This is a genomic window from Streptomyces longispororuber, assembly GCF_014656095.1.
GTDB lineage: Bacteria > Actinomycetota > Actinomycetes > Streptomycetales > Streptomycetaceae > Streptomyces > Streptomyces longispororuber.
The window spans coordinates 1-11,503 of sequence record NZ_BNBT01000093.1 but is presented as its reverse complement, the minus strand read 5'-3'; the positions used below and the strand labels follow the sequence as shown (position 1 = coordinate 11,503).

General features: G+C 75.6%; 9 protein-coding genes. 5 read left to right on the top strand and 4 right to left on the bottom strand.

Features of this window, described 5'->3' with window-relative positions; all coding sequences use genetic code 11:
- The first annotated feature begins 31 nt into the window (after positions 1-31).
- The 3 genes from IE330_RS24940 to metK are packed head-to-tail and all read left to right on the top strand — an operon-like array spanning position 32 to position 4,799.
- Positions 32-2,032 carry an FAD/NAD(P)-binding protein gene (locus IE330_RS24940; RefSeq protein WP_190138354.1) on the top strand — a complete coding sequence of 667 codons (2,001 nt, stop codon included), beginning with the start codon at positions 32-34 and terminating at the stop codon, positions 2,030-2,032.
- Positions 2,029-3,552, top strand: a complete 1,524-nt coding sequence (locus IE330_RS24935; protein WP_190138353.1) for a nitrosuccinate lyase — start codon at positions 2,029-2,031, stop codon at positions 3,550-3,552. The genes IE330_RS24940 and IE330_RS24935 overlap by 4 nt, the downstream gene beginning before the upstream one ends.
- 41 nt (positions 3,553-3,593) lie before the next feature.
- Positions 3,594-4,799 (top strand): methionine adenosyltransferase, encoded by a 1,206-nt coding sequence (gene metK, locus IE330_RS24930; RefSeq protein ID WP_190138352.1) that lies wholly within the window; start codon positions 3,594-3,596, stop codon positions 4,797-4,799.
- Positions 4,800-4,862: 63 nt separating this feature from the next.
- On the opposite strand, the gene IE330_RS24925 is transcribed toward metK, so the two are convergent.
- Both IE330_RS24925 and IE330_RS24920 read right to left on the bottom strand, forming a co-directional pair.
- Positions 4,863-5,270: a RidA family protein gene (locus tag IE330_RS24925; protein ID WP_190138351.1), complete on the bottom strand. Its 408-nt coding sequence runs from the start codon at positions 5,268-5,270 to the stop codon at positions 4,863-4,865.
- A gap of 268 nt (positions 5,271-5,538) precedes the next feature.
- Entirely contained in the window at positions 5,539-6,309 is a 771-nt protein-coding gene (locus tag IE330_RS24920; protein WP_190138350.1) for a hypothetical protein, read from the bottom strand.
- A 393-nt stretch (positions 6,310-6,702) separates the two neighbouring features.
- On the opposite strand from IE330_RS24920, the gene IE330_RS24915 reads away from it, so the two are divergent.
- Positions 6,703-7,254, top strand: coding sequence for a DUF1707 SHOCT-like domain-containing protein (locus tag IE330_RS24915; RefSeq protein WP_190138349.1), 552 nt, complete (start codon positions 6,703-6,705; stop codon positions 7,252-7,254).
- 92 nt (positions 7,255-7,346) lie between these two features.
- On the opposite strand, the gene IE330_RS24910 is transcribed toward IE330_RS24915, so the two are convergent.
- The gene (locus IE330_RS24910) at positions 7,347-8,303 is read right to left on the bottom strand and encodes a MerR family transcriptional regulator (protein WP_190138348.1); all 957 of its coding nucleotides are present in this window, start codon (positions 8,301-8,303) and stop codon (positions 7,347-7,349) included.
- Between the two features lie 93 nt (positions 8,304-8,396).
- Here IE330_RS24910 and IE330_RS24905 point away from each other — a divergent pair, with 93 nt between their 5' ends.
- Entirely contained in the window at positions 8,397-9,107 is a 711-nt protein-coding gene (locus tag IE330_RS24905; protein WP_190138347.1) for a M15 family metallopeptidase, read from the top strand.
- Between the two features lie 103 nt (positions 9,108-9,210).
- Here IE330_RS24905 and IE330_RS24900 read toward each other — a convergent pair whose 3' ends face one another.
- Positions 9,211-11,403, bottom strand: a complete 2,193-nt coding sequence (locus IE330_RS24900; RefSeq protein WP_229925900.1) for an ATP-binding protein — start codon at positions 11,401-11,403, stop codon at positions 9,211-9,213.
- Between the last annotated feature and the right edge of the window lie 100 nt (positions 11,404-11,503).

The following is an 11,503-nucleotide window of genomic DNA, read 5'->3' as shown; positions in this document are numbered from 1 at the left end:
CTGACCCGCTGACCCGGAGGACACCGGCACCATGCACCCGCACACCCCACACCCTTCGCCCCGCCGGGAGGTGGCCGTCGTCGGCGCGGGCCCGCGCGGCCTGGCCGTGCTGGAGCGCCTGTGCGCCAACGAGCGCGCCGACCCGCGCCCCACCCCGCTCACCGTCCACGTGATCGACCCCTACCCGCCCGGCCCCGGCCGGGTCTGGCGCACCGCCCAGTCCCGGCTGCTGCTGATGAACACCGTGGCCTGCCAGGTCACCGCGTACACCGACGCGTCGGTCACCATGGCCGGGCCCGTCGAGGAGGGCCCCAGCCTCTACGCCTGGGCCAAGCACACCGCCCTGCCCGGCAGCCCGGCGGCGTACGACGACCAGGTGCGCGCCGAGGCCCGCGACCTGCTGCCCGACTCCTACCCGACGCGCGCCCTCTACGGCCGCTACCTGCAGGACGTCTACGCGCGGGTGACGGCCGCCGCGCCCGCGCACTGCCGCGTCGTGGAGCACCGCACCCGCGCGGTACGCCTCGCCGACGCGCACGGGGGCCCGGACGCGGCCCAGGCGCTCACCCTCGCCGACGGCACCCGCCTGGAGGGCCTGCACGCCGTCGTCCTCGCCCAGGGGCACCTCCCGGCCGCCGCCACCGCCCACGAGGACCGCCTCGCCCGCGCCGCCGCGGCCCACGGCCTGACCTACGTCGGCCCCGCCAACCCGGCCGACCTCGACCTGTCCGTGCTGCCGCCCGGCGAACCGGTGCTGCTGCGCGGCCTCGGCCTGAACTTCTTCGACCACCTCGCGCTGCTCACCCGCGGCCGCGGCGGCCTGTTCACGCGGCAGCGCGGCCGGCTCGTCTACCAGCCCTCCGGGCGCGAGCCGGTCATCGCCGCAGGATCGCGCCGCGGCCTGCCCTACCACGCGCGCGGCGAGAACGAGAAGGGCGCCCACGGCCGGTACGTGCCGCGCCTGGTCACCGAGGAGACCGCCGCCCGGCTGCGGCACCGCCACGCGCGCGAGCGCGCCCACTTCGGCACCGACCTGTGGCCGCTGATCGCCAGGGAGGTCGAGAGCGTCTACTACGGCACCCTCCTGGCCTCCCGCGGACACCCCGGCGCCACCGACTTCGCCGACCGCTACCTCACCGCCCCCGACGAGCGGGCCTTACGACGCCTCCTGGACGCCCACGGCATCGCCGAGGCCGACCGCTGGGACTGGGAGCGCCTCGCACGGCCGCACCGCGGGCGCCGCTTCGCCTCCCGCGCCCACCACCGCGCCTGGCTGCTGCGCCACCTGGCCGACGACGTGCGCGCCGCCCGGCAGGGCAACGTCAGCGGCCCCCTCAAAGCCGCCCTGGACGTGCTGCGCGACCTGCGCAACGAGATCCGGCTGTGCGTCGACCACGGAGGGCTCGACGGCACCTCCTACCGGGACGAACTCCAGGGCTGGTACACCCCCCTGAACGCCTTCCTGTCCATCGGACCGCCCGCCTCGCGCGTCGAGGAGCTGCGCGCCCTCATCGAGGCCGACGTGGTCCACCTCCTCGGCCCCGACCTGGACATCACCCTCGACACCGAGGGCCCCGCACCCGCCTTCACCGCCCGTTCCCCCGCCGTCGACGCGCCCCCCGTCCGGGCCACCGCGCTGATCGAGGCCCGCCTGCCCGAGCCCGACCTGCGGCGCACCGGCGACGCCCTGCTGCGCCACCTGCTCGCCGCCGGGGAAGCCACCACGTACCGCATCGCAGGCGGGAACGGCGGGAACGGCGCGGACTACGAGAGCGGCGGACTCGCCGTCACCCCGCGCCCGCCCCGCCTCCTCGACGCCCGCGGCCGGGCCCACCCGCGCCGCTTCGCCTACGGCGTGCCCACGGAGGGCGTGCACTGGGTCACCGCCGCCGGCATCCGCCCCGGAGTCGACTCGGTGACCCTCGGCGACGCGGACGCCATCGCGCGCGCCGCGCTCGCGCTGCGCCCCGCCCGCACGGGCTCCGCGGCCTCACACGGCCGCGACCCGGACCTGATGGAGGCGACCCCGTGAACCGTCCCGCACAGCCCACACCCGAAGCGGCGGGTGGCGCCGCCCCGACACCAACGGGCAGCGGGCCCGTCACCCCGCGCGCCACGGGCACGGCGGCGGCCGACGACAGCGGGCTGCTGTCACCGGTGCGCGTGGGCGTCCCCGTCGAGGCGGCGGTCGGCGACCGCGCCTGGCTCCAGGCGATGCTCGACGCCGAGGCGGGCCTGGCCCGCACCCAGGCCGCCCTCGGCACCGTCCCGGCGAGCGCCGCCGCCGCCATCACCCGCGCCGCGCGGGCGGAGCTCTACGACCCGCGCGCGCTGGCCCTGGCCTCCCGCGCCACGGCCAACCCCGTGGTCGGCCTCGTCCGCGCCCTGACCGAGGCCGTCGCCCGCCGCGACCCGGACGCCGCCGAGTACGTCCACCGCGGCTCCACCAGCCAGGACGTCCTCGACACCGGGGCCATGCTGGTCGCCGTACGCGCCCTGACCGTGCTCCGGGCCGACCTGGAGCGCGCCGCGTCCGCCCTCGCAGACCTCGCCGACCGGCACCGGGCCACGGTCACCGCCGCCCGCACCCTGGCGCTGCACGCCGTCCCCACCACCTTCGGCCTCAAGGCCGCGGGCTGGCGCTCCCTCGTCCTGGACGCCGAGCACCGCCTGGCCGTCGTGCAGCGGTCCCTGCCCGTCTCCCTGGGCGGCGCGGCCGGCACCCTGGCGGGCTACCTGGAGTACGCCCGCCGCGACACCGCCGACCACGCGGGCCCGGACACCGGCTACGCCGAGCGCCTGGTCGACGCCTACGCCGCCGAACTGGGGCTGGCGCGCCCGGCCCTGCCCTGGCACGCGCTGCGCACCCCCACGGCCGACCTGGCGGCCGCCCTGGCCTTCACCGCGGGGGCGCTCGGCAAGTTCGCCGCCGACGTGACCACCCTGAGCAGGACCGAGATCGCGGAGGTCACCGAGCCGACGGGGGCGGGGCGCGGCGCCTCGTCCGCGATGCCGCACAAGCGCAACCCGGTCCTCGCCACCCTCATCCGCAGCGCCGCCCTCCAAGTCCCGGCGTACGCGTCCGTGCTGACCCAGGCCCTGGTGTCGGAGGACGAGCGCGCGGCCGGTGCCTGGCACGCCGAGTGGCTGCCGCTGCGGGAGTGCCTGCGCCTGACCGGCGGCGCGGCGGCCACCGCCGGTGAACTCGCCGCGGGCCTGGTCGTACGGCCGGAGCGCATGCGGGCCAACCTCGCCCTGACCCGGAGCCAGATCGTCACGGAACGCCTCGCGGCCGCCCTGGCGCCCCACCTCGGCCGGGCCCGCGCCGCACACCTGCTCGCCGACGCCTCCGCGCGGGCGGACCGGCAGGAGCGCACCCTCGCTGCCGTGCTCGCCGAGGACCCCGACGTCGCCGGGCACCTGGACGCCACCGCCCTGGACACCCTGCTCGACCCGGCCGACTACACGGGCGCCGCCGAGGACCTCGTCGCCGGGGCCCTGCGCGGGACCGGCGCCGCCCCGCACGCCCCCACCACGCCCGCGCCCCGCTGAGCCCTGCGCCACCACGCACCCGCCGACCCAAGGAACCCGCCATGGCCACCCGCCTGTTCACCTCGGAATCCGTCACCGAAGGCCACCCCGACAAGATCGCCGACCAGATCAGCGACACCGTCCTCGACGCCCTCCTGAAAGCCGACCCCGCCTCCCGGGTCGCCGTGGAGACCCTCCTCACCACCGGGCAGGTGCACATCGCCGGGGAGGTCAGCACCACGGCGTACGTCGACATCGCCGCCCTGGCCCGCAACAAGATCCTGGAGATCGGCTACGACGCCTCGGCCAAGGGCTTCGACGGCGCCTCGTGCGGCGTGTCCGTGTCCATCGGCACCCAGTCACCCGACATCGCCCAAGGGGTCGACGCCGCGTACGAACAGCGCGTCCTCGGCGCCGACGACGCCCTCGACGCCCAGGGCGCGGGCGACCAGGGCCTGATGTTCGGCTACGCCACCGACGAGACACCCACCCTCATGCCCCTGCCCATCGACCTCGCCCACCGCCTCTCGCGCCGCCTCGCGCAGGCCCGCCGCGACGGGTCGGTGCCCTATCTGCGGCCCGACGGCAAGACGCAGGTGACCATCGAGTACCAGGGCAGCCGCCCGGTCCGCCTCGACACCGTCGTCGTCTCCACGCAGCACGCCCCCGACGCCACCGTGGACGGCCACCTCACTCCCGACATACGCGAGTACGTCGTCGAACCCGTGCTGCGCCACCTGGCCGAGGACGGCACCAAACTCGACACGGAGGGCCACCGCCTCCTGGTCAACCCCACCGGGCGGTTCGAGATCGGCGGGCCGATGGGCGACGCGGGCCTCACCGGCCGGAAGATCATCATCGACACCTACGGCGGCATGGCCCGCCACGGCGGCGGCGCCTTCTCGGGCAAGGACCCCTCCAAGGTGGACCGGTCGGCGGCCTACGCGATGCGCTGGGTCGCCAAGAACGTCGTCGCCGCCGGCCTCGCCTCCCGCTGCGAGCTCCAAGTCGCCTACGCCATCGGCAAGGCCGAGCCCGTCGGCCTGTTCGTGGAGACCTTCGGCACGCACACGGTGCCCGTGGAGCGCATCGAGCGGGCCGTCACCGAGGTCTTCGACCTGCGCCCCGCGGCCATCATCCGCGACCTCGACCTGCGCCGCCCCATCTACGCGCACACCGCCGCCTACGGCCACTTCGGGCGGGAGCGGCCCGAGTTCACCTGGGAGCGCACCGACCGCGTGGCCGCGCTGCGGCACGCGGCCGGATGACGTACCGCCGGGCATGCGGACCGCTCCCGCCGCGTCGGGCAGGGGACGCGGGGGCCTGTGCCGTCAGACGGGGCGCACGGCGACCGCGTCCACCTCGAAGAGCATGCCCGGCAGGGCGAGCGAGGCGACGCCGCTGAGCGTCTGGGCGGGGAGCCGGTCGCCGAAGCGGGCGTGCAGCGCCTTGCCGAGGACCTCCAGCTTGTCGAGGTCGTGGTCCACGATGTACGTGCCGAGGCGGACGACGTGCTCGAAGCCGAGCCCGACGCCCTCCAGGGCCGAGCGGAGCCGCTCGAAGGCCAGGTCCACCTGCGCCGCGAAGTCGCCGGGCACGGGCGCGCCGTTGGCGTCGGAGGCGTACTGGCCGCCGATGTGCACGGTCTCGCCGGGGGCCGAGACGGCGTGGCTGTAACCGAAGGGCGTCGGGTCGTGCAGCGTGGGCGGGTTGGTGACGGTGCGCTGGTCGTGCGTCATGTGCGGGCGTTCCTTCAGGTGCGCGGCCGCCCTGCCGGGTGGCGAGGGCGGCACCGGTCAGGGAGCCGGACGGATCCCTCGTGCGCTGCAACATCCGGTGCCGTTCCTCGCATTCCGCCGTCCGGGACCACGGGTGCCGCCACACCACGGAAGGTGTCATCCCGCACGAGGGGCCATCCCGGAGGAGTGCCTACTCGGGGGAGGCGCCATCCCGGGGGAGTCACACCACCGGGAGTGTCACCGCACGGAAGGTGTCGCCCGCGGCGCGTCAGCCCTCCGGCTTCGGCTCCGGCTCGGCCGCGGCCTCCTGCGCCGGCGCGGGCTGCTGCTCGCCGGCCTCGGGGGCGCTGTAGAACACGGAGTTCTTCTGCTTGGACCGCTGGGCCTGCCCCTTGGCGACCAGGTTCTCCAAGGTGGTGCGTACGACCGTGGTCTTGACGGGGCGCTCGGGGTGGTCCTGGGTGAGCGCCGCCGTGACCTCGGCGGCGGAGCGGGGTTCCTTCTGCTCGCCCAGGTGCGCGCGCACCAGCTCGATGAGCGTCGGCCCGGCCGGGGCCTTGTCCTTGGCCTTGTCCTTGGACTTCTCCTTGCTCTTGGGCGGCGCGGCCTTCTTGCGCCCGGTGCGCTTCGTGCGGGTCCCCGCCGAGCTTCCCCGGGCCTTGGTGGGGCGCGTGGCGGGGCGGGACCCCCGGGGTGCCGGGACCCGCTTCGCGGGGGCCGCCTCGGTCTGCGCCTCGGCCTCCGCGGTCTGCGGCTCGGCTGCTGCTTCGGCCGGTGACTCGGCCTGCGCGGACCGCTCGCCCTCCTGGGGCTGTTCGGCCCGCGTGGTCGGCTCGGCCTGTGTGGACTGCTCGCCCAGGAGCCGCTGCAACCTCAGCAGCAGTTCCCGGTCGCGCTGCAAGCCCTTCAACTTCTCCTGCAACGCGATCACTTCGGCACCGATGCGGTCCTGTTCCGTGGCGTTGCGCTCGAGGTCGGCCGACAGTTGCGCGGCGTATTGACTCTCGAGCCCGGTCGGTTCGGTCAGGGCGTCAGACATGGCGTCCACCTCTCCTGCGTACGAACGGGTGTTGGCGGATCCTACCCGTATGTTTCGCGCCATGATCCTGTGTGCCCGGGGCGGGATTGGTCCGAAGACACGGCACACAAGAACGGCTGCTTCCGTCCCAAGTTACGCTGTCCTACCCCGGATGCAGATCTTCACGTGTGTTCTGCGGCAGACAATTCCTCCGACGTCATGGAAGAGTCACACGTCAGAGAAGAGCCATACGACGGCGAGCGGGCCACACCCGGCGGGGGAAGCCACCCTCACGGAGTACGGCCGTACGAACGCACGCGGCAGGGCACGCCTCAGGAGCCATGGGCGGAAGACATGAAGCAACTCCCCGGCGGCGCAGGCTTCATGCCGTTGACGTGGGCCTACAGTGTGGGGATGAGCTCCCTGTCGGAAGACCTGCCGAGGCGCGTCGGCGAAGACGAGCGTGACGAGGCCGTGCGGCGCCTGCGGGAGGCGTACGCCATGGGACACCTCTCCCACCAGGAGATGGACGACCGCCTCGACCAGGTGCTCACCGCCACCACGCACGACCAGGTCGAGGCGGCCCTGGCCGCGCTCCCGCCGGAGGAGCGGCAGGAGCAGGGCACCACCGCCACGATCACCGCCGCCACGGGCCGCATCAAGCGGCGCGGCGCCTGGCGGGTGCCCCGGCATCTCAAGGTGGAGTCCGCGTTCGGCACGGTGCGTCTTGACCTGTCCCGCGCGGTCATCGCCCACCCGGTCGTCGACATCGAGCTGCACCTCGCCACCGGCAGGGCCGGCATCACCGTGCCCCGCGACGCGGTCGTCGACGTCGACGACCTGCACACCGCGATGAAGGACACGCGCTACACACCCCCGCGCCACCCCGGCCCGGGCGGGCCCACGATCCGTGTCTCCGGCGCGATGGGCATGGGCCGCCTCACGATCCGCCACGCCCGGCGCTGACACGGGTCCGCCGCGGTGCGCCTGGGCGGGCCTGTCGACTCCGGCGCGGCGGACGGCCGGTCGGGGGACGCGCCCGCGGCCCGCGCCGGGCCTCACACGCGACGTGTGGTCCGCAGTGCCCGCACCGACCAGTCGAGCGCCGGGGCGAGGTTCGCCGGGACCGGCCGGCCGTTGACGACCGCGAGCAGGCGCAGGTACTGGTCGCGCCGGGGGTCGTTCATGTGCTCCAGGCGGTCCGCCAGCCGGTGGCGGAGCATCGCGTCGGCGGTGGTGCCGCGGCCCTCGGCGTGGCCGAGGACCCGGCCGTAGTGGGCGACGACGGGGGCCATGACCGCGGCGGCCGTCGCCGACGCCGGGTCGACCCCGGCTGCCAGGGCCGGTCCGACCCGGGCGCGGACCGCCTCGGCGAGGACGAGGGGCAGCCCCGTGGTGTCGTCCCGCGCGCGGTCGGCCGCCAGTTCCCCGGCCATCCGGTGCACGCTGGAGCGGAAGTCGGCGTCCTGGAACAGCTCCGCCAACTCCGCCCAGGCAACCACCTGTTCCGGGTCCGGGAGGCCGGGCGGCTCCGGCGTGAGGGACCGCGCCACCGCGGTGTACGCGGGGTGGGCGCGCAGCCCGTCGAGGACCGCGCCGAGGAAGTCGTCGACGAGGCACTGCCGTTCCCGCCCGGAGAGCCGGGTCAGGCGGTGCAGGAGCCCCAACTCCTCCGGCGTGGAGCCGCGTCCGGCCGCAGCCGTCAGCACGGCACGGCGCTGCTGCAACACCCTGATCTGCACGTCCAGGGCTTCGGCGTGGGCCGCGGCCGCCTCGGACAGCGGGACCTCGCGCTCGACCACCTTGCGGACGGTGGCGAGGTCCAGGCCCAGCTCGCGCAGGGTCCGTACGAGGTCCAGACGGGCCACGGCACCGGCGTCGTAGCGGCGGTACCCGGCGCGGGTGCGGTCGGCCGGCGGCACGAGGCCCGCGTCGGAGTAGAACCGGATGGTCCGGACCGACAGGCCGGTCCGGCGGGCCAGTTCACCGATGGAGAGGAGCGCGTCGCCGTTCATGACCCCATCGTGCGGTCTCCACCCGCTGGAGACTCCATGTGCGCGGCACACAAGGGGTTTCCGGACGGGGCGGTGACGCGAGATCATCACGCGATGACCGAGATCGTGTTGATGTCAGACGCCAGGGTCGCCGCCATACCCGTGACGGAGTGCGGGGAACCCCTCGTCGACGTACGCCGTCACGGCGGGCTGCTGGTCGACGACCGGCAGGAAGACGCCGCGGGTGCCTTCGCGTACGTCCGCGCGGGCCTGCTGGAACGGCTGCTGAAGGCCCAGGCGTCGCTGCCCGATGGGTTGCGCCTGCTGTTCGTCGAGGGGTACCGGCCGCTGTCGCTGCAGCGGTCCTACTTCGAGGAGCACATGCGCGAGCTGCGCGCGTTGTACCCCGACTGGTCCGCCGGGCGGATCCACGCGGCGGCGAGCCGGTACGTGTCACCACCGTCGGTCGCCCCGCACAGCGCCGGAGCGGCCGTCGACCTCACCCTGGCCGACGCCGACGGGCGCGAACTCGACATGGGCACGCGACTGGACGCGGACCCCGAGGACAGCGACGGCGCCTGCTACACCCATGCCGCGAACATCGGCGCGCGGGCCCGCGCCCACCGGGAGACGCTCGGTTCCGCCCTGACCGCGGCGGGTCTGGTCAACTACCCCACCGAGTGGTGGCACTGGTCCTTCGGCGACCGCTACTGGGCACTGGTCACCGGGGCGCCCGCGGCGCTCTACGGGCCGCAGGAAGGGCCCGCGCCGGAGGGGCTCGTGTCGGACGGGCTCGATGTTCGTGGAGGCAGCACGGACGCCTAGGCTTCTTCGCGGCTGACACCCGACGGCACCGTCCTGACCCTGTGGCCCCGCGACCCGGCGGCCTGTGGCTGTCCGCACGTCGGCCGGGCGCTCCGGCGTCGGCTCATGTCCGCAGGGTGAGGTCCCGCAGACCCGTCCCGGTCGTGTCCGTGCCGCGGGCGAAGGCGGCCACGTAGGCGTCGTCGCCGAGGGCCGCCCGGGCCCTGCGGACCGTGCGGACGTGGACGTCGTAGAACGGGGTCAGACCGTCGAGGGAGACGCCCGTCGTGCGGCGCAGCCGGGCGGCGGCGCCGAGGAGCCGCGCGGCGTAGTCCGGCTCGCCCGTGGCCTCGGCGGCCCAGGCGAGCGACTCCACGCCCCACACCGGCCCCCAGCGGTCGTCGATGGCCCACTGGGGCAGGAGGCTGTCGCGGACCAGGCGGAGGGCGGCGCCCGGGTCGCCGTGCAGCAGCTCGGTCAGGCCGTGCACCCACAGCGTCCACGAACCGGCCCAGGGCCCGCCGTGGGTCCTGCCGTCCGCCACGTACTCCTGGCAGGCCGCGAACGCCGCCTCCCGCTCCCCGAAGAAGCCGCACGCCATCGCCCACAGCATGGTCGCCATGTGGGCGTCGCCGGTCAGGCCCGCCTCCCGCATACGGGCCCGCGCCCGGTCGAGGAGCGCGATCGACGTGCCGCAGCCGTGGGTGAGTATGGCGTCGGCGCCCCGGATGAACAGCACCTGGGGGAGCGCGGAGCCGTGCGGCAGCCGCGCCGACATGCTGTAGCAGTCGTCGAGGAAGCGGCGCGCGGCGGGCCGGTCGCCCTGGCACAGCGCGATCCACGACTGGAGGCTGACCGCCCCGATGCGGACGGGATCGGGAGGGGGCGGCCCGGACGACGGCACCGCGTCCACCGCGGCCTCCCCGGCCCCGGCGGTCTCCCCGGCCCCGGCGGCCGCGGCCAGGGTGCGCTCGAACCAGTGGCGCCCTTCGCCGAGCGTGCTGCTGAAGAACCAGAACCGCGTACGGGTGAGGCTCGTCGCGATCTCCAGGCCCGCGGCGGCCGCACCGGCGTGCGTGGCACCGAAGTCCAGGGCGGCCCGGATGTTCAGCACCTCGTCGCGCAGCCGCGCCAGCCAGTCGACCTCCTCGGGGCCGCACCAGCGCGCCGCGGCCGCGGCGGCCAGCGAGCGGTAGTAGTCCAGGTGGCGGCGGCGCAGCGCGGTCTCCTGGCCCCGCTCGCGCAGCCGCGCCCGCCCGTACTGGCGGATGGTCTCCAGCATCCGGTACCGGGTCCGGCTGGCCCGTCTGCCGGTGCTCAGGATGGACTTCGCGACCAGCGCGGACAGCAGCCGTACGACCTCCTCGCGGTCGATCCCGTCGCCCGCGCAGACGGTCTCGGCCGCCTCCAGGCCGAAGTCGCCGGAGAAGACGGACAGCCGCGCCCACAGCAGTTGCTCGGACCCCGTGCACAGGTCGTGGCTCCAGTCGACCACGCCGCGCAGCGTGCGGCCGTACCGGGACGCGGACGTGGCGCCGCCGTGGGCGTCGACGTCGGCCAGCACCTGGAAGCGGTCGTCGAGGCGTTCCAGGATCTCCTCCACCGACAGGGTGGCGAGGCGGATCGCCGCCAGCTCGATCGCCAGCGGGATGCCGTCCAGGCGCCGGCACAGGTCGCGCGCCGTGTCCCCGTGCGCGTCGGCCACGGCGAGGCCCGGGGCCGAGGCGAGCGCCCGGTCGGCGAGCAGGCGCAGCGCCTCGTCCGGCGCCAGCGGGGGCAGCGGCAGGACGTGCTCGCCCGGCACGCCGAGCAGGTGGCGGCTGGTGGCGAGCACCCGCAGGCCGGGGGCCGCGCGCAGCAGCGCGTGCACCAGGTCGGCGGCGGCCGGTACGACGTGCTCGCAGTTGTCGAGCACCAGCAGGGCGCGCATGTCCCGCAGGCGCTGGACGAGCGCCTCGCGCGCGGGCAGCGCGGACTGGTCGCGGAAGCCGAGCGCCTCGCACACGGCCCGGTCGAGGAGCCTGGGGTCGGTGAGCGGGGCCAGGTCCACCGCCCACGCCCCGTCCGGGCAGGACGGGGACACGTCGGCGGCCACGCGCAGCGCGAGCCGGGTCTTGCCCACCCCGCCCACGCCGGTCAGCGTGACCAGCCGGGCGATGTCCAGGAGCTGGGCGGCCCTAACCCGCTCGCGGCACCGCCCGACGAACGACGTGGTGTCGGCGGGCAGGTGGGCGCCGGGGCGCGGTACGGAGTCGGCTCCTGGGCCGACCGGTTCCGGGCGGGGGGCGGGCACGGCCGCGCGCCGGGGCCGACCCACGCCCCGGACGGTCGCGTCGCGCGCACCACCGGGGCCCGGGGCGGCGGCGCCACGCACACCGCCAGGCTCCGGGGCGGCGGGCGGACCACTGGCCTCCGGC